Raw genomic sequence first — 19,788 nt, forward strand, 5'->3', positions numbered from 1 at the left:
AATGAGTAAAAAGCTATACATCAAAACTTGGGGCTGTCAAATGAACGAGTATGACTCGCAGAAAATGGCTGAACTTTTAGACTCAACTCACGGGTTCGAGTTGGCTGAAGAGGCTGAAGACGCAGATGTGATCTTGCTAAATACTTGTTCGATTCGTGAAAAAGCCCAAGAGAAAGTATTCCACCAATTAGGTCGTTGGAAAAACCTTAAAATCGACAAACCTGATTTAGTTATTGGTGTTGGTGGCTGTGTAGCCTCACAAGAAGGCGATGCCATTCGCAAACGCGCACCGTATGTTGACATGGTTTTTGGTCCACAGACCTTGCACCGTTTACCTGAAATGATCCAACAAGTAACCGGTAATAAAGGTTCAGTTGTTGACGTTAGCTTTCCTGAAATTGAGAAGTTTGACCGTTTACCAGAACCCAAAGCTGATGGTGCAACCGCCTTTGTTTCAATTATGGAAGGGTGTAGTAAATACTGTACCTTCTGTGTAGTACCTTACACACGTGGTGAAGAAGTTAGTCGTCCACTTGACGATGTCTTATATGAAATTGCTCAATTAGCTGAGCAAGGCGTTCGTGAAGTAAACTTACTGGGTCAAAACGTAAACGGTTACCGTGGTGACTCACACGATGGCAGTATTTGTCGTTTTTCAGAGTTATTACGTTTAATTGCCACTATTGATGGTATTGACCGTATTCGTTACACCACCTCTCACCCAATTGAATTTACGGATGACATCATTGATGTTTATGCTGATGTACCGGAGCTAGTAAGCCACTTACATTTACCGGTACAAAGTGGCTCAGATCGTATTTTAACGCAAATGAAACGCGGCCATACAGCGATAGAATATAAATCCCAAATTCGTAAATTAAAGAAAGTTCGTCCTGATATTTGCATGTCTTCTGACTTTATTATTGGCTTCCCTGGTGAAACCGATGACGATTTTGAAGCAACAATGAATTTAATCAAAGCAGTAGACTTTGATTTAAGTTTTAGCTTTATTTACAGCGCTCGCCCGGGTACGCCTGCTGCCGATATGATTGACGACATTAGTGATGATGTTAAAAAGCAACGTTTACAAATTTTACAAGACCGTATCAGTCAGCAAGCATTACGTATTGCTCGCCAAATGCTGAATACCGAGCAACGTATTTTAGTTGAAGGGCCGTCGAAGAAAAACCCAATGGAGTTACGTGGTCGTACTGAAAACAATCGTATTGTTAATTTTGTAGCCCCGCATACCGTGATTGGCCAGTTTGTTGACGTGAAAATCACCGATGTTTATGCTAATTCACTGCGTGGTGAGTTAGTTCGCCAAGAAAGTGAAATGGGCTTACGAATAGCGCATTCGCCAGCTGATATTTTGGCTAACAGCCATCATCAAACAAGCGAAAATACAGTTAACGAACTAGGCGTAGCAACTTACACACCATAAACTAAACACTCACTAAATTAGCAACATAAATGGCAAATACTCCTTTGTCATTTATGGCTAACAGCTTGAGCACTCAGGATAAGAAATTGAGTAAAAATATCAGCATAACTTTTGAATTATCTCCCGCCGATAACAATCGCTTGGCCAATTTATGTGGCGCTATCGATGACAATCTCAAAACAATTGAACGCCGTATGGGCGTTGAGATTAGCTACCGAAGCCATGAGTTTAAAGTTACCGGTAAAAGCTTACATTGTGAGGCGGTAAAGAAGCTCTTAATCGACTTATATCTCGAGACAGAAACCGTTAAAGGTAAAAGTAGTACTATTTCTGCTGAGATGGTGCATTTAGCTATAGTTGATGCTGGTGTGTTAGAAGTTGCCCCAAGTAAACTTGATGCTAAATATGATGAGATGGTGACGATAAAAACCAAACGGGGCATGATAAAACCACGTAACGAAAACCAGCAAAATTACGTGCAAAATGTCATTACTAACGATATTAGTTTTGGTGTAGGTGTTGCTGGTACTGGTAAAACTTATCTCGCGGTTGCTTGTGCCGTAGATGCTTTAGAGCGGCAAGAAATTAGACGCATTTTATTAACACGCCCTGCTGTAGAGGCCGGTGAAAAATTAGGTTTCTTACCTGGTGACTTATCCCAAAAGGTCGACCCTTATCTGCGTCCACTTTACGATGCTTTATTTGAAATGCTGGGGTTTGAAAAGGTTGAAAAACTAATTGAACGCAATGTTATTGAAGTTGCACCGTTAGCTTATATGCGTGGTAGAACACTGAACGATGCCTTTATAATTCTCGATGAAAGTCAAAACACGACGGTAGAGCAAATGAAAATGTTCTTAACTCGTATTGGCTTTAATTCCCGTGCGGTGATCACCGGTGATATCACACAAGTTGATTTACCGCGAGGACAAAAGTCAGGCCTTCGTCATGCCATTGAAGTGTTAGTCGATATCCCTGGCGTTAGCTTTAACTTTTTTCAGTCAAAAGATGTCGTGCGTCACCCTGTTGTTGCACACATTGTTGAGGCTTATGAAGCTTTTGAGCAAAAAGAAAATATTTTGAAAAAAGAAAAACAGCAAACACGCGAACAGCAGCAAAAAGAGCAAGCGCAAGTGCTCGTTCAAGCGAGTGAAAATAAAAATGACCAATAACGGTCCTACTATTACGCTTGATCTACAAATTGCTTGTGATAATAAAGTGTTGCCTGAAATTGAAGATTTTCAACGCTGGTGCGAAGCTGCTCTTACGCCTTATCAAAAGCCATTTGAGTTAACCATTAGGCTAGTCAATAACGATGAAGGCAGAGAGCTTAATCACCAGTACCGTGGTAAAGATAAAGCAACCAATGTTTTATCATTTCCATTTGAAGTGCCTGATGGCATTGAACTTGATTTACTGGGTGACTTAGTTATTTGCGTTGACGTTGTTGAGCAAGAAGCCATTGAGCAAAACAAAACCGCCAATGCCCACTGGGCACATATGGTGATTCATGGTTGCTTGCACTTATTGGGCTTTGATCATATCGAAGATGATCAAGCAGAAGAAATGGAAGCTCTTGAAACAAAGATCATAACGGGTTTAGGCTTTGCTGCACCTTATGATGTCAATTAGCGGTAAATGCGTATATTATCCAAATTATTATTTGATCTACTTCAGTAAAATTGTTGCTGAAGAGAGTAAACAGCGATTTAGTACTTGAAATTAACCCTGAACGGCTACAAACTAATCAAATGGTTAATAAAACTAAATCAACTAACAAGGAATTAAAAAGGCTCTATGAGCGACGACCAACCCCACTCTAGTAACGGTTCTTCGAACAAGTCAATCTTGGATAAAATTATGCAAGTATTTACTGGAGAACCGAGAAGCACAGACCAACTCGCTGAAGCATTGAATGATGCTGAAGACCGTGAACTTATTAATCCTGAAATTAAGCAAATGATCGAAGGTGTACTTGAAGTATCTGATATGCGAGTACGCGATATCATGATCCCTCGCTCACAAATGGTCACGCTAGACATTAATGATCCGTTAGAGAAATCTCTCGCCATCATTGTTGATTCAGGACACTCAAGGTTTCCGGTGATCAATGATGATATTGATGATGTTGAAGGCATTTTATTAGCAAAAGATTTATTAGCCTATGGCTTCAATCAAGTCGAAGAAGCGTTCACTATCGCACAAGTTATTCGCCCAGCGATTATTGTGCCTGAAAGTAAAAAAGTTGATCCTCTTTTAAAAGAGTTTCGTCAGCAACGTTATCATATGGCTATTGTTGTTGATGAATACGGTGGCGTTTCTGGTGTTGTTACCATAGAAGATATCTTAGAGTTAATCGTAGGTGAAATCGAAGACGAAACCGATGATGCTATGGAAGAAGATATAAAGTACCTTGCCGGTCAAGTTTATCAAGTAAAAGCATTAACTGATTTAGCTGACTTTAATAGTTACTTCAACTTTCAATTTAATGAAAGTGATGCCGACACCATAGGCGGTATTGTTATTCAACACTTTGGACATATGCCGAAAAAAGGTGAAAAAATCACCATCAATAAAGTGATATTTAAGGTGACCGCCGCGGATAGTCGTCGTATTCAAACATTGCAAATAACACTACCGAAAGAGCACGTCGTCACAGGTAAAGTTCCTGATTAAACTTTATGCTAAACAACATTGCTAGACGAATTTATCAAAATATAACCCATAAACAAAATGTGCTTAGTTTTAGCTTAGGGCTTGCATTAGTACTTTGCTATGCACCATTTTCTTATTATTGGTTAATGGCACTTATATTGCCAACTTGGTTATATTCATTACAAGGTAAGTCGAGCAGAGACGCCACTAAACAAGGCTTTATCTTTGCTTTTGGTTGGTTTTCTGCCGGCATCAGTTGGGTGCATGTTAGTATCGATCAATTTGGTGGCTTACCTTTAGCAATCTCATTACTATTAATGTTATTACTATGTTTATATTTAGCATTATTTCTTGCCCTTGCTTGCTATTTAGCCGCTTGTTTTTCTTATCAAAAACAACTTAACCTCTGGCTTTTATTGCCTTTTTGGTTACTTAGCGAATTTTTACGTGGTGTATTTCTTACCGGTTTTCCTTGGTTAACTCTAGGTTACAGTCAAATAGATGGTCCATTAGCTACCTTTGCCCCTATTATTGGTGAAAAAGGCCTGAGTGCTCTGATCCTCATCATCAGCATCGCTATGGTTTATGTGATTAAGCAGCGTCGCATTATGCTTAACATTGTCTTACTCGCTACTGTCAGTGCTAGCTACTTAGCATTGCATAACTCAGCTTGGGTTTCAAAAACCGGCAAGTCAGTCAATGTAATGATGGTTCAGGGTAACATAAAACAAGAAATGAAATGGCAGCCAGAACATACTTGGCCGTCAATGTTAAGCTATTTAGATTTAACCCGACAACACTACCCTGCTGACCTTATTATTTGGCCGGAATCAGCAATTACCGCGGTAGAACCAAGTCGACAAGCACAAGATTTTCTGCAAATAGCGCAAAGTTCAGCAACACTTAATAATAGCGCTATTATCACCGGTATTATTGATTACAACATTAATAACAAAAATTACTACAATAATTTAATTGTACTTGGCAAAAGTACCACAGAAGATGAACAAGGCAGCTATCAATATAATAATTTGAATCGTTATAGTAAGCACCACTTACTACCCATTGGTGAATTTGTTCCTTTTTCAGACTGGTTAAGACCCATAGCACCGTTTTTTAATTTACCTATGTCATCTTTTAGTCGTGGGGAATACGTACAAAAAAACTTACTTGCCAATGGTTTGCAGTTATTACCATTAATTTGTTTCGAAGTTGCATTTTCAGAGCAACTTAGTGCGAATTTTTCTAACCAAACAGACTTACTGTTAACGGTCAGTAATGATGCTTGGTTTGGAGACTCACATGGACCGCACCAACATTTAGATATTGTCAGAATGCGAGCGCTAGAGTTTGGTCGTCCATTCCTGCGCGCTACCAACAACGGCATCACTGCTGCCATTGATCATCAGGGCAACGTAATTAAAAAAATACCGCAGTTTGAAGAGGCAGTTCTCAAGGTTCAAGTTCCGCTCACAACAGGGCTAACACCTTATGCTAGCTATAGTAGAATTATCGATTTTACTATCCCTTTGCTCTTTTTAGTCCTAGCATTGTTTCGCCAATGGTATTATAAAAAATCATCAAAGTGATACCAGCACGCTCTGAATTTTAACTATTAGAGCTAAAAATAGCTTTATTTCATCTCACTTAATTTACCATATTAACTATTCGAATCTGTTTAGCTAAGCCTATCAACTAAGCCTATGAACTAAGCCTATTTGTACAATGCTCATAACCAAATACCCGTTTGTAAATTGCAACCGGCATGCGAAATTAAGCACTCAACAAAAAAATAAGATCCTTTTCTTTTAAACCTTTTTCGCTTCTCACACGACTTAGTTTATATCAGTGCACTTTAGCAAATGGTTTTGCAAAGCGCTGATTTGACATTCGGGGGAAAAGTCATGTCGATCAAAGATACCAGTGCACAAGACAGTAAAGTAATAATAAAAAAATCAGCCAGTAAACGCTGGGGAATCATCACATTAAGCATAGTAATAGCGGCTTGCCTTATCTGGCAAGTGGCTCCTTCAGCATCTCGTTGGAGTAAAGCTGAGCAATCAATAGCATTAGACAGAGTGCGCATCGCAACAATTAACCAAGGCGACTTCACACGCGATATTTCAGTGTTAGGACGAGTTGTTGCTGCGGTAAGTCCTACCGTATACAGCCCTGCTGATGGCACCATTACCTTAATGATCGAAGCTGGGCATGAAGTTGAGCAAGGCCAAGTCATTGCAAAACTCGAAAGTCCTGAACTTAATAGTCGTCTATTTCAACAACAAGCAACCTTAGAGGGATTACAATCGAGTTTCGACCGACAAAAAATTCAAGCGAAAAAGCAACGACTGATTGACCAAAAAGCGGTGGATTTAGCAAATGTAAAGTTAATAACGGCGAATAGAGAGAAACGTCGGGCTGATTTAGGTTTCGAAAAAAGTGCCATTAGCCAAATTGATTATGAAAAAGCTCAAGATGAACTCGAACAAGCAAATTTACAGCATAAGCATGCCGTGCAAGATGCCGCCTTAAACACCGAAAGTTTAGACTTTGATAGCAGGTCCTTGCTGCTAGATATTAGACGCCAGACATTACTCGTTAAAGAGTTACAGCGTCAGGTTGATGGCTTACATATCACATCTCCAGTCAAAGGGATTGTTGGCAACCTTAGTGCAGATAACAAAACTTTTTTAAGTAAAAACCAAGCAATTTTAACCATTGTAGATTTATCACAGTTTGAAGTTGAAATTGAAATTCCTGAAAGCTATGCCGATGATCTGGCCATAGGTATGGATGTCAACATTCAATTTGAACAACAACCTTTTCGTGCTCGTCTGGTCACAATTTCCCCCGAAATACTGAATAATCAGGTGACTGGACGAGTGCGTTTCACTAACAACATTCCAAAAAAACTTCGCCAAAACCAACGTTTAAATACCCAAATTATTCTTGAGCATAAAGAAAATGTTTTACAAGTTCAGCGTGGACAGTTTTTAGAAAGCAGCGGTGGTCGATTTGCTTATAAAGTTGTTAATGGTTTAGCTGTAAAAACCTCAATAACTACCGGAGCGCGAAGCCTCAGCCATGTTGAAATATTACAAGGTCTTGACGTTGGCGACCAAATCATTATTTCAGGAACGGATACCTTTAATGCCGCCGAACAAGTATTACTTAGTGAGTAAATATCACTGTAGTAAACAAAATATCAATGGCGTTACTGAGCCAATAAAAATTTAACAATAGAACAGAAAACTGTTCATTAGATACCAGGGAATTAGCTATGTTGATCATGAAAAATATTAATAAAATTTTCCAAACTGCAGATATTCAAACACATGCGCTACGCGACTTTTGTTTACAGGTAAACGAGGGCGACTTTGTCAGTGTAACTGGACCTTCCGGCTCAGGAAAAACAACCTTTTTAAACATTGCAGGACTCTTGGAAACTTTTAGTAATGGTGAGTTTTTATTAGATGGCGAAGATGTAGGTAAGCTCAACGACAATGGCCGTTCGCGGATGCGGAATGAAAAAATAGGGTTTATCTTTCAGGGTTTTAATTTAATTCCTGACCTCAATCTTTACGACAATGTTGATGTTCCGCTCCGTTATCGTGGCTTTAATGCCAAAGAGCGGAAGTTTCGCATTGAACAAAATCTTGAGCGTGTTGGCCTTGCATCTCGAATGAAGCACTTACCAAGTCAGCTCTCAGGCGGACAACAACAACGTGTCGCCATTGCACGAGCTTTAGCTACCGACCCAAGGTTTTTATTAGCTGATGAGCCAACAGGAAATTTAGATTCTGAGATGGCACAAAGTGTCATGAGTTTACTAGAAGATATCAATCAACAAGGTACCACTATCATCATGGTGACACATGATGCGCAGTTAGCACAACGCGCGAAAAGGACCATTCAAGTGAAAGATGGCAAAGTCAGCGAGCTAGAAAATATTAGCAGACAGCATAACCAAGCTATTGCTTAAAGTATTCAAACGTTAACGTACAAAAAACAAGGACACATTATGTTTAGTTATTATTTACGACTCGCTTGGATAAGTATTCTCCGGCATTGGGGATTAAGCCTATTAATGATATGTGCCATAGGGCTTGGTATTGGTGCAGCAATGACGACAATTACCGTAAACTATTTAATGTCGGCGAACCCGATCCCTGAAAAAAGTGCACAATTGTATTATGTTCAGCTTGATAGTTGGGACGTTAACGATCCCTTTGACGACGGTTTAAACCCGCCAGATCAATTAACATATACTGATTCAACCAATTTAATGCTTGCAAAACAAGCATTTCGACAAAATGTGCAAACACAAGCTTTCGGTGTTATTGAGCCTGAAGATCCTGAAATGTTACCCCTAATTGTCAATGGCCGGGCCAATTCAGCAGACTTTTTCCCAATGTTCAATGTGCCTTTTATTTACGGCAGTGGTTGGTCAAATAAAAGCGATGAAAGTAAAGAGTTTGTTGTGGTATTAAGTAAAGCAACTAACGATAAACTTTTCGGTGGTGCTGACTCTGTAGGTAAATCAATTAAGCTCGAAGGCAATATGTTGCGCGTAGTTGGTGTTATTGACAATTGGCAGCCAAAACCACGATTCTATGACATAACCACAGGTGCCTTTAACGACTCAGAAGATGTTTTTGTGCCCTTTCATTTAATTGCCGACGAAAAAATATCGCGCTCAGGCAATACCAATTGTTGGAAACCAAGCGGAGATGGCTTTCAAGCCTTCCTAGCATCCGAATGTATTTGGACACAATTTTGGGTGGAATTAAAAACTGAACAAGACAAAGCCGATTACCAACAGTTTCTCAATGCTTATGTACAAGAGCAGAAACAGTTTGGCCGTTTTCAACGCCCGCTTGATAATCGCTTAAGTCATGTAATGCAATGGCTAGAATCACAAGAAGTAGTTGCTGATGACGCGCAAATGATGATGGCGATGTCATTGATGTTTTTACTGGTTTGTTTACTTAATACCGTTGGTTTATTACTGGCAAAATTTTTAGGTAAAGCACCCGAAATAGGTTTACGACAAGCCTTAGGTGCTAGTAAGCGTACATTATTCAGCCAGTACATTATCGAGTCTGCATGTATAGGTATATTAGGCGGCCTGCTTGGCTTAACACTCGCTTTTATCGGCTTAAAAAGTGTAGAAAGTCTTTATGGTGATTATATGAAAGGATTAGCCAGCTTAGACACTAACATGGCCATATCTGCCGTAGTTTTGGCGCTGGTATCCACCATTCTCGCTGGCTTATACCCCACGTGGAGAGCTTGTAATATTCAGCCCGCTCAACAACTTAAAAGCCAATAAGCTTAGCAGATAAAGTAGGAAACAATTATGTTAGAAACAGGACTGATACTGCGCGCATTAGCACGTAACAAAATCGGAGCATTACTTATCGCGTTACAAATTGCATTAACCATGACCATTATGGTTAATGCAATATTTATGATCCAAGACCGTCAGCAACAAATGCAGCGCAAAAGCGGTTTAGATGAAAAAAATAGTTTTTACCTAACTAATACCGTTTTTGGTCAAGATTATAATATTCAAGCACACTTGCAAACCGATCTACATACTATTCGTAACACGCCAGGTGTTGTTGATGCTATCCAAATTAATGCTATCCCCTTAAGTAGCAGTGGTTGGTCAATGGCTTTACAGCATGAACCAGGTGAAGATAAAGATGCTGTGGGCACAGCCATATACATGGTTGATGATCATGCCATTAACAGCATGGGATTAACCTTAGTTGCAGGAGCTAACTTCCAGCCTGAAGATGTTGAATTACGTAAAGAAGGGCAATCAACTTGGCCAGCAAAAACCATCATCACTCAAGCTTTTGCAGAAAACTTATATCCTGATAATTGGCAATCTGCTGTTGGAAAAACCGTTTATATATCACAAACACAACCAATACAAATTATCGGTATTGTCGCGGCATTACAAGCACCATGGAATGGTTGGAATGGTGTTGAACGTAGTATGCTCGTACCATTTCAGCGTGAATCTAAAGGCAGTTATTACTTTATTCGTACTGAAGCCGGTCGACGTGACGAGTTGATGCCTATCATCGAGAAAACGTTAGCTGAAAGTGATAAAAAACGCATTATTCGTCGCGTGACAACTATTGAGGACACCCGCGAGCGTAGTTATCGCCAGCATAATGCTACCAATAAAATTTTAACAACAGTAGTGATAACCTTAACTTTAATTACCGGTTTTGGCATTGTTGGGCTTGCTATTTTTAGTATTAATCGTCGTACCAAGCAAATAGGTACTCGCCGAGCGCTTGGCGCGACCAAAGGACAAATAATGCGCTACTTTATGATGGAGAACTTCATTATTTCAACGTTTGGCATCATTATTGGTTGCTTTGGTGCCGTTGCACTGAATATGTGGCTAGTAAACACTTTTAACCTATCGCCTATCAGTTTTCAGTTAGTCGCTTTTGGTGTTATCACGCTGTTTATTGTTGGGCAATTAGCTGTACTATATCCCGCCAGAAAAGCCGCTATGATCGCACCAGCAACGGCAACCAGAACGATATAAACAATAACGTTCAAATTATCAAGGGCCCTATCGGGCCTTTTATTTTTTCCTTACAACATACAGCATTTTACCAAAACTAAAGTTTTCATTGTTTTTCATGCTAATATTCAAAGAAAAAGGAAGCCTGATGAAAACCTTATTCTACACAATAAAAGCCGTACTATTATTAGCAGCAATAAGCCCGACAATAGTTTTAGCAAAAACCACCTTAATTAAAAATATTCAAGGCTATACCATCACCAACAATGCCTTGGAGCGCTTTACGGCTATTACTTTTACTGACGATAAAATTGATCAACTTTACTCTGGGGCAGACCCACTACCCACAAGTAAAAATATAAATATTATTGATGGCCAAGGAAAAACCTTACTCCCTGGTTTGATTGACTCCCATGGCCATATCTTAAACTACGGCTTAAGCTTACTGCGTGCAGACTTAGTTCATAGCATTTCAGAACAAGATGCTGTTGATAGAACCTTTAACTATGCAAAATCCAATACTGAATTAACCTGGATACAAGGCCGGGGTTGGAACCAAACACAATGGCCGAGTAATACTTTTCCTAGCGCCAAAAGTTTAGATATTTTATTTCCAAATCAGCCGGTTTGGTTAAAGCGTGTTGATGGTCATGCGGGTTGGGCCAACTCAAAAGCTATGGCGATAGCTGGTATCAATAAAGCCACGTTATCACCTGAAGGTGGTGAGATTATCAAAGATGAAAATGGTCTCCCTACGGGGATTTTCATCGATAATGCTATGGCACTTATTGACAACAGTATTGCTCCACTTAGTGTCAAACAACAAAAGCAAGTACTAGTCAAAGCTATGAATTCACTGGCAAGTTATGGCCTAACGAGCGTGCATGATGCTGGTATTGATACTGATAATTTAAATGCTTTTAAAGAACTTAGCCAAGAAAATGCTATGAGTATTAGGGTGAATGCCATGTTGTATTTACCGTCAGCTAACTGGCAAGAAACCTTAACAAAAGGCCAATACCGCAGTAAAGACGATATGTTCACGTTCAACAGCGTAAAAATTCAAGCTGATGGTGCGCTAGGCAGTCGTGGCGCGGCACTCATTGAAGATTATTCTGATCATTCGGGTCATAAAGGCCTATTACTAAACACACCAAAAGCGTTTCAACAGCTAGTTAACACCTCAATGAAACTGGGTTTTCAAGTGAATAGCCATGCCATTGGCGATAACGCAAATAAATTAGTACTCGATACTTATGAAGCGCAAATTAAAGCAACTGACACTAAAGCGCTTCGACACCGTGTTGAACATGCACAAGTATTGCGATTAGAAGATATTCCAAGGTTTTCAGAGCTTGGAGTCATTGCAGCCATGCAGGCAACACATGCCACTAGTGATAAAAACATGGCTCAAGATCGAATAGGCCCAAATAGAATACTAGGTGCTTATGCTTGGAGAAAACTGCTTGCTGCTAATGCGATTATTGCGGCAGGTTCAGATTTTCCCGTGGAGTCACCCAACCCATTTTATGGCTTACATGCTTCGATTACTCGCCAAGATCATAGTAATAGCCCGAAAGGTGGATGGTTTCCAGAAGAAAAAATGACACCACTAGAAGCTTTTAGAAGCTTTACCTTAGATGCTGCTTATGCCGGTCATCAAGAACAAATCATTGGTAGTCTTGCCAAAGGTAAAAAAGCAGATTTTATTATACTAGACAATAATTTGTTTACCATGGCAAAAGAGGATATATGGCGAACCTCTGTCAACAAAACTTGGGTGAATGGTAAATTGGTCTTCGAAAAATAATATGACTACAATAACAAATTTAACTAAACACTACTGGCGAACCATTACCTTAGTCATTTTAGCCTTGATAACAATTGGCTCGTTATCACCGGTAGAAAGTTTACCGGCAGCACCTGGCAGTGACAAAACACACCATTTTATTGCCTACTGCGCTTTAATGTTACCCGCGGCATTACGTCGACCTAAATACTGGCTTGCATTAGCATTATTTTTCATTCTCTGGAGTGGTTTAATTGAATTAATACAACCGCATGTAAATAGATATGGGGAATGGTTAGATATGCTAGCAAATACCGGTGGCGTGCTTTTAGCCATAATAATAACGCAAGCCCTATTTTGGCTAACGCCAAAGCAATTAAGGTAACCCTGTTTGAGTAAGGAGAGTGTCTATTTATTGCTGACAAGGTATCAAGATGATTTAACCTAACCTGAACTCTGGATAATGAGTGCTTGATATTCACGTGAATAAGATGCTTAGGCGGCAAAGTAAATGCTATAGCAAGGTGAACATCACTAATAGATATCATCAATGCTTCATTTTATGCCATTTCCAAGGCAAAACGTTTATCAATAGCGCGCTATTTATCGACGTTTTAACGCAGATAATGGCTTAAAAGGGAAGATTGAGCAAGTGCTGCTTATCCAGAGTTCAGGTTAACCTAAGCTTGGGATAATCGATGTGCAAAAAGTTGCTATAGAGCAATGTTTTAAAAAACTTTAGTCAATTGTTATAAAACTTAGCGCATAGTTTCTTATCAAGCTGATAAGCCTTGATGCGCGCAGAAACCATCACATTGACAGACTCAGCTTATCCGAACTCAGGTTATTTGTGCCGGTCACTCTTTGAAAGTAAAAAAGCCCTAGCGGGCTTTTTTAGTCAATAGCTACCAAGCCAGGCTAAGGCAAACAGGCTAAAACAATAGAGATTAGCGTAAGTCATATTGTGAATATTCATTTTACGGTTTTTTAAATACCGTGACTTGGTTACGACCATTTTGTTTTGATTTGTATAACGCATCATCAACATGTTCAAGCCAATGCGACACCGTGGTAAACGAGGGGTCAATCTCAGCGATACCTAAACTGATAGTATATTTAATTTCAATATCGTTGTGGATAACTACAGATTGCTCGACAGTTTTGCGTAAACGCTCAGCAAAAGTCACGGCGTCATCAAGGCCTGTATCAGCTAACAAAACAACAAACTCTTCTCCGCCATATCGTCCTGATACGTCGGTTTCTCGTACTTGTTCATGAATAAGCTTTGCTAAATGGCGTATTACATCATCGCCAACTAAATGACCATAACTGTCATTAACTACCTTAAAGTGATCAATATCAAGCATCACTAAGCTACTTGAATGCTGGCTACGAGCATAGCGTTTAAATTCAGCTTCAAGGCAATGCTGCCAGTGATTACGATTGAACAATTGCGTTAAGCCATCAGTTTGACTCAAAATAGCCAAGTCGGCATTGACCTTTTCTAATTCTTTTTTATGTGTGGCATTATCCGTGACATCATAAACTAGCAAACATAAGTGAGAAACTTGTCCCGTTGTTGACATCAAGGGAATAAACGTCGTGTTCTGATACATAAAGTCAGCGGTACCAGTAATTGGACGGTAATTATTAAATTTAAAAACATAGGGGCGTTGCTCCCAAATAGTAAACGCTTTGTTCTTTAATAAAAATACCGACTCGGCTTTACGACGAAACCAGTCTTCGGGGATCTCATCAAAAAGATCAAATAATATTTGTCCTTTAACCTCACGTGGTAACAAGCCACTGTGGTTTTCCATAAAACCGTTCCATATTTGAATACTATAATCACGGTCAAGCACCACTAAGCCAACATCAATGGTATGAAGCATTTCCATTAGCCAATGTAATTCATTTAACTGTTCTGTTTCTATTGACATGATTAATCCAACAAATAAGCAATTTTATTATTAAGGGTTGTGACTGACTCTTCAGTAAAGAGTAATAACAGTTCACATTTAATTGGGTAATTTTCGATACTATAACTAATTTCTATTGCTAGCGTTTTCTTCCATTTATTGGTATTCGTCGCAATCAACTCAGCAATTTTTCTATGCTGCCCTAAAACTACAGGATGTCCTTGGCTAAATGACATATCAAGTTGTGCAGAAATACCACTTAAACAGGCACCAATAAGCAAGTTAGCTAAGTCCATAAGTAATTCTAATTCAATACTATTATCAAGTGCTTGATCATATTTCATTAGTGAAGCGACATCTTTAAAACTAGAATCATTTAAAATGAGTAATGCTTCTCCAGAAACCCCTGCCCCAATAAACCCTTGGCAAATACCAGAGGTTTTTTCTTTACTTTCAACATCTGAAAGCGCCATGGTAAGTTCACTAACTTCAATAAAGTTAACATTAGGAATTGGCAGAACAACAAATACATCTAGTAAGCGCGCAAGTAAATCCCCTGCTCGGCCCATAGCAACATTGGCAATTTCTTGGTAGCAATCAAGCATATCACTGTCAATATCAATCGTTGATTGCTCTGGCTTATCAAGATCTTCTAATTCAATTTCCTCTGCAAACGGCGTTACCTTTGTCTCTGCAGTAGGCACGGATATCGGGGTATTGTCATCCGAACTATGGTTGCTAAGTTCAGCAGGCTGTGTTTGAGTTTGCTGAATCAGGAGGTCACTTTTATTAAATACCCCATAAGCACTTAATATTTCGGTAAGCTTATTTTTATCAACTGGCTTTTTAATAAAATCTAACGCACCTAAACTTTTGACTCTTTGATGTGCTTCTGGCTGAATATCACCAGATATAACAATGACGAGGGTCGGTAAGTCTTGCTGTAATATGGTTTCCAATACTTGATAGCCATCCATTTCTGGCATATTCAAATCAAGTAGCAAAACATCACCTTTACCTTCCTTAATCGCTGCTATCCCCTCAACACCATTACTGGCAAAAGTTATCTCAACATCCCAACCATCAGGAAGCGAGCGCGCGACTTGTTTTCGCGCCATATTGGAATCATCACAAATGAGTAAAGGTGTTGGCATAAAGGAAAAATCCTAGGTTGCTATGTAAAAAGAATGTTCAAGCGATTTTCCTAACAAGATATATATTAGTAGTACATAGACTCGATAGGTAATGACGCTATTATAGTCAAAAATAGTACTATTTTAAAAATAAAACACCTTTTATTCGCATTTTTTATTACACAAAGGTAAGCTTGATCAATATTTTATCCTCAGTAAACTATCTAATGATGAATATTTCGAAACTACCCACATTTATACTACTTAGCTCATTATTTACCTTTGCCGCTTCTGCTGAAGAACTAACAGAAACCACTAATTTAGTGATGGCAGGTAATAAGTACGTTACCTTGCTTGGTAATCAAGTGAACTTGGGGGATATCGCCCCCGACTTTAAAGTAGTCACTGAATCTTTTTCTCCGGTAACATTGGCTGAATTTAAAAATAAAGCGGTATTAATTTCTGTCGTACCAAGTTTAGATACAGGTGTTTGTTCTATTCAGACTAAACGCTTTAATGAAGAAGTTACAAACTTACCTGAAGATTTAGTCATGTTAACGATCAGTAATGATCTACCCTTTGCCCAAAAGCGATTTTGTAAAACCGAAAAAGTCGATAACATAAAAGTTTTATCTGATGCGGTATGGCGTAATTTTGGTCAAAACTATGGTCTTCTGATTAAGGATATGGGCTTGCTAACACGGGCGATATTTATCATAGATACCGACGGTAAAATTGCTTATAAAGAATTAGTCAGTAATATATCTCAACATCCAGATTACGACACCGCCTTAGCCAAATTAAAATCATTAAGCCAAAAAGTTCCCCCGGTTCAAGTTGAAACAGCACCTGAAGCTGATAAATCAGCAGATTAATCCCTGCTGTTAATAAATCTTGTCAGAGCCAATAAAATCGCGCTCTGACAAGTATAAAAAAAACTTTTAATGACAATATTTTAAGTACTTTTTAATATTTTTTTTACTCTATCTATTGAATTTAAACTCATCAATCCCATCTTTAATATTGTAGTCGCCAATAGGGTCTACATTAACCGCCTGTTCAATATTGAAAGGCACTTTAACACTCTGAGCATTATAAGTTTCAGATGTATTAATTCGCAGCATCAGCTGGCTTTAGCATCACGAAATTTTGACAGAGACAACATATTGCTAAACTTTAATAGGATATGAATTATGCGTACAACAACAGATTTCAGCCCACTTTACCGCTCATTTATTGGTTTTGATCACTTAGCAGGATTAATCGATAAAGCTTCAAGAGCAGACAAACAGTCTTCTTATCCCCCGTACAACGTTGAGTTACTTGCAGAGGATCAATACCGTATAACCATGGCAATCGCTGGATTTGCAGAAGAAGAGCTTGATATTGAATCAAAGCAAGACACCCTTATTGTTACAGGTACAAAATCAAATGACAGTAACAATGCAGAGCGTAAGTTCTTGCACCAAGGCATTGCCGAACGCAACTTTGAACGCAGATTTCAATTAGGCGATCATGTAAAAGTTATCGGCGCTTTTATTGAGCACGGTTTATTACATATAGATTTAGAACGAGAAATACCAGAAGCATTAAAACCAAGAAAAATAGCGATTAATGGTAAAAGCCTGATACAGCCTAAAGGTATTGAGCAAAAAAGTTAACACGGTTACTTATTCACTTCCCTTCTTATTTTGCCCAGTTTTTAACTGGGCTTTTTTTTATGATTAACTGCTGTTAATATGAACATAAAAACAGCAATAATTAATTTTAATATCAACATATCTATCAATTATTAAGTTAAAGCTGATCTACCATTGCACTGCAAAATAGCACTGATAATCACTCACTATAATCATATAACTCATGATTATTTAACCCTCATGCCAAGGGATTTATACTTGCTAAAAATAGCCAAAAATAAACTCATCAATAACCTATTGTTATCGATATTACTTTTTTGCAACAGTGCAACTTCAGCAAATATAAACATTGTTACCGAACATTTATCGCCTTTTCAAATCGTTAATGGCAAAAACATTGGAGGTTTATCAACAGAAATAGTTAAGGCGGTATTAAAAGAAGCTAATTTACCTTATAGTTTAGCCGCAAACCCTTGGTCATTGTCGTATAGCAGTGCATTGCATGATAGCAACACTTGTATTTATTCACTTGCACATATCCCAGAGCGCAAAGCACTTTTTCAATGGATAGGACATATTGCGACGAGTACTATCTCATTGTATAGCCTCAAAAGTAATAGCATTAAAATCGCCAATTTAGCACAAGCTAAACATCATAAAGTTGCCGTAATAAAAGATGATGTCACCCATCACTTTCTAATGTCAAAAGGTTTTGTAGAAAATGAAAACCTTTATGTGATGAATAACTACGACTCGCTACTAAAGTTATTAGACATTCCTAGTAGACAGATTGACTTAGTCGTACTTAATGACGACCTGCTAAATAATCGAGTACAAAACTCAACTGAAGCAGCTAAATACAAAAATCAATTATTTTTAAAAGAGCTGACATTAGACTTTTATTTTGCATGTAGCCTGCATACAGACAAAGCAACCATCAATGCGCTGACCAATGCCATGCAACGGTTAGAGCAAAGAGGTGACATTACTGCCATCAAAAATAAATGGCGGCCAACTATGGTTAATCTTATTTAATCATTATGGCAGGTTCACACTTACTGTAAGATATAAAATTAATCACTTGGGGGCGCGTAAAACCTGTTTACACGCTTAAATACAGTATGTCAGCATTTATTCCCCTCATGCATTTTACTTCGCCATCACATCTAATAACGCATGAACCGTTGCTTCAACACCTGACTTAATTGCCGGTTCAGGGGTTATTTTAAATTGTGGACTATGATGACTCGGCACCGCGGCTCCGCCGTTTGCAGCCCTTTCAAAGTCAGCTTTGGGTGTACCACCTACTTTAAAGTAAACGCTAGGAATATAAGGATCAGAGGTGAAAAAACCAAAGTCTTCGGCTCCCATGCCGGTTTCAGCAGGCGCTAGCAATGCATCATCACCCATTTTCTCACTAAGTACCCCTTTTAGGCGCTTAGCGAGTTTTTGATCATTAAAAGTTGGAGGGAACGAGAACTCACTTACCACCACCTCAGGTAAGTTATCTTCTGCGATGCCAGCAGTACGAGCAGTGCCAATAGCAACACGTTTTATAGCTGTTAACAATTGCTCGCGTACCTCTGGCGTTAAACTACGTACCGTTAACTGTAATTTAGCTTCATCCGAAATAATATTATGCTTAGTGCCGGCATGAAATGCCCCCACGGTAATAACCCCCGCATAACGTGGCGCTAATTCACGACTAATAATGGTTTGTAAGTTATTAACAATTTGTGCGCCGATCACAATTGGATCCTTACCTTGATGCGGCGATGCACCATGAGCACCAATGCCATGTACAGTAATATCAACGGTATCCGCGCCAGCATAAGGCGAACCTTCATCAACAATCACTTTCCCCGCTTCTGAATTAGCACTGACATGGAAAGCAAAAGCATAATCAGGCTGACCAAATCGTTGCCATAAATTATCGGCCATCATTGCAGAAGCTCCAGGGCCTTTCTCTTCAGCCGGTTGCCCAATCAACATTAACGTACCTGACCATTGGTCTTTATGCTCAGCCATAAAGCGTGCAGTACCAACAAGGCTAGTAATATGCACATCATGACCACAAGCGTGCATAACGCCAACCATTTCACCGTTCCAGTCTTTCATCTTTACCGTTGAAGCATTAGCTAAACCTGATTGCTCAACAACCGGTAAGCCATCCATATCAGCACGCACCATCACCATAGGACCAGGGCCATTTTTCATGATAGCCACGACACCTGTACCACCTACGCCTTGAGTTACATCAAAACCAACCGAGCTCAACTCTTCACTTAAACGTTTCGCGGTTTTGGTTTCCATTAAGGATAACTCTGGATTACGATGAAAATGATCCCATAACGGCGCTAGATGCTGTTGGTAATCTTGCGCAACATAGTCTGCTGTTGTTGGTGAAAAGGCTAAAGCAGTATTTGGCATTAAAGCAGAAATTGCCAGCGTTGAGGCAATTAAAATAGAAAGTGCATTACGATTCATTTCAGTCTTCTTCTCAGGTTTATTGTGGTTAACTTAATGTACCTAGGCTAACCGTTAATGTCTTGTTGTTTTCGTTATTCTGCGCTATTACAACATCAAATAATATTAATTTTCCAACAGTTTCCGACTAATTTTCAGTAAAAACATGTCGTTAATTAAAGCAACAAT

General features: G+C 39.0%; 17 protein-coding genes. 14 read left to right on the top strand and 3 right to left on the bottom strand.

Annotated elements, in window-relative coordinates:
• Nucleotide 1 precedes the first annotated feature (1 nt).
• From miaB to B0169_RS07310, 11 genes are all read left to right on the top strand, one after another.
• On the top strand, nt 2–1,444 hold the full coding sequence (gene miaB, locus B0169_RS07260; protein WP_077285303.1) for a tRNA (N6-isopentenyl adenosine(37)-C2)-methylthiotransferase MiaB: 1,443 nt from the start codon (nt 2–4) through the stop codon (nt 1,442–1,444).
• A 53-nt stretch (nt 1,445–1,497) separates the two neighbouring features.
• On the top strand, nt 1,498–2,616 hold the full coding sequence (locus tag B0169_RS07265; RefSeq protein WP_077285566.1) for a PhoH family protein: 1,119 nt from the start codon (nt 1,498–1,500) through the stop codon (nt 2,614–2,616).
• Nucleotides 2,606–3,076, top strand: a complete 471-nt coding sequence (gene ybeY, locus B0169_RS07270; RefSeq protein ID WP_077285304.1) for an rRNA maturation RNase YbeY — start codon at nt 2,606–2,608, stop codon at nt 3,074–3,076. Before B0169_RS07265 ends, ybeY begins: the two co-directional genes overlap by 11 nt.
• A gap of 165 nt (nt 3,077–3,241) precedes the next feature.
• Nucleotides 3,242–4,120 (top strand): HlyC/CorC family transporter, encoded by an 879-nt coding sequence (locus B0169_RS07275; protein ID WP_077285305.1) that lies wholly within the window; start codon nt 3,242–3,244, stop codon nt 4,118–4,120.
• A 5-nt stretch (nt 4,121–4,125) separates the two neighbouring features.
• A complete protein-coding gene (gene lnt, locus B0169_RS07280) occupies nt 4,126–5,688 on the top strand; it encodes an apolipoprotein N-acyltransferase (RefSeq protein ID WP_077285306.1) in 1,563 nt (520 codons plus the stop codon).
• A gap of 315 nt (nt 5,689–6,003) precedes the next feature.
• Nucleotides 6,004–7,281 carry an efflux RND transporter periplasmic adaptor subunit gene (locus B0169_RS07285; protein WP_077285567.1) on the top strand — a complete coding sequence of 426 codons (1,278 nt, stop codon included), beginning with the start codon at nt 6,004–6,006 and terminating at the stop codon, nt 7,279–7,281.
• 98 nt (nt 7,282–7,379) lie between these two features.
• Entirely contained in the window at nt 7,380–8,081 is a 702-nt protein-coding gene (locus B0169_RS07290) for an ABC transporter ATP-binding protein (RefSeq protein ID WP_077285307.1), read from the top strand.
• A 39-nt stretch (nt 8,082–8,120) separates the two neighbouring features.
• The gene (locus tag B0169_RS07295) at nt 8,121–9,431 is read left to right on the top strand and encodes an ABC transporter permease (protein WP_077285308.1); all 1,311 of its coding nucleotides are present in this window, start codon (nt 8,121–8,123) and stop codon (nt 9,429–9,431) included.
• 27 nt (nt 9,432–9,458) lie between these two features.
• Nucleotides 9,459–10,673 carry an ABC transporter permease gene (locus tag B0169_RS07300; protein WP_077285309.1) on the top strand — a complete coding sequence of 405 codons (1,215 nt, stop codon included), beginning with the start codon at nt 9,459–9,461 and terminating at the stop codon, nt 10,671–10,673.
• Between the two features lie 127 nt (nt 10,674–10,800).
• Complete coding sequence (locus B0169_RS07305) at nt 10,801–12,462, top strand: amidohydrolase (RefSeq protein ID WP_077285310.1); 1,662 nt, start codon at nt 10,801–10,803, stop codon at nt 12,460–12,462.
• Nucleotide 12,463: 1 nt separating this feature from the next.
• Complete coding sequence (locus B0169_RS07310; RefSeq protein ID WP_077285568.1) at nt 12,464–12,826, top strand: VanZ family protein; 363 nt, start codon at nt 12,464–12,466, stop codon at nt 12,824–12,826.
• A gap of 592 nt (nt 12,827–13,418) precedes the next feature.
• On the opposite strand, the gene B0169_RS07315 is transcribed toward B0169_RS07310, so the two are convergent.
• On the bottom strand, nt 13,419–14,381 hold the full coding sequence (locus B0169_RS07315; protein ID WP_077285311.1) for a GGDEF domain-containing protein: 963 nt from the start codon (nt 14,379–14,381) through the stop codon (nt 13,419–13,421).
• 2 nt (nt 14,382–14,383) lie between these two features.
• Nucleotides 14,384–15,514, bottom strand: coding sequence for a response regulator (locus B0169_RS07320; protein WP_077285312.1), 1,131 nt, complete (start codon nt 15,512–15,514; stop codon nt 14,384–14,386).
• A 215-nt stretch (nt 15,515–15,729) separates the two neighbouring features.
• On the opposite strand from B0169_RS07320, the gene tpx reads away from it, so the two are divergent.
• The 3 genes from tpx (at nt 15,730) to B0169_RS07335 (ending at nt 18,168) form a co-directional block, all read left to right on the top strand.
• Nucleotides 15,730–16,368 (top strand): thiol peroxidase, encoded by a 639-nt coding sequence (gene tpx, locus B0169_RS07325; protein ID WP_412842120.1) that lies wholly within the window; start codon nt 15,730–15,732, stop codon nt 16,366–16,368.
• 318 nt (nt 16,369–16,686) lie between these two features.
• Nucleotides 16,687–17,154 (top strand): Hsp20 family protein, encoded by a 468-nt coding sequence (locus tag B0169_RS07330; RefSeq protein ID WP_077285314.1) that lies wholly within the window; start codon nt 16,687–16,689, stop codon nt 17,152–17,154.
• 237 nt (nt 17,155–17,391) lie between these two features.
• The gene (locus B0169_RS07335) at nt 17,392–18,168 is read left to right on the top strand and encodes a substrate-binding periplasmic protein (protein WP_158077063.1); all 777 of its coding nucleotides are present in this window, start codon (nt 17,392–17,394) and stop codon (nt 18,166–18,168) included.
• 114 nt (nt 18,169–18,282) lie between these two features.
• On the opposite strand, the gene B0169_RS07340 is transcribed toward B0169_RS07335, so the two are convergent.
• Entirely contained in the window at nt 18,283–19,620 is a 1,338-nt protein-coding gene (locus tag B0169_RS07340; RefSeq protein ID WP_077285316.1) for an amidohydrolase, read from the bottom strand.
• Nucleotides 19,621–19,788: the final 168 nt, after the last annotated feature.

The sequence above is a fragment of the Cognaticolwellia aestuarii genome (assembly GCF_002000025.1).
In the GTDB taxonomy this organism is placed as follows: Bacteria; Pseudomonadota; Gammaproteobacteria; order Enterobacterales; family Alteromonadaceae; genus Cognaticolwellia; species Cognaticolwellia aestuarii.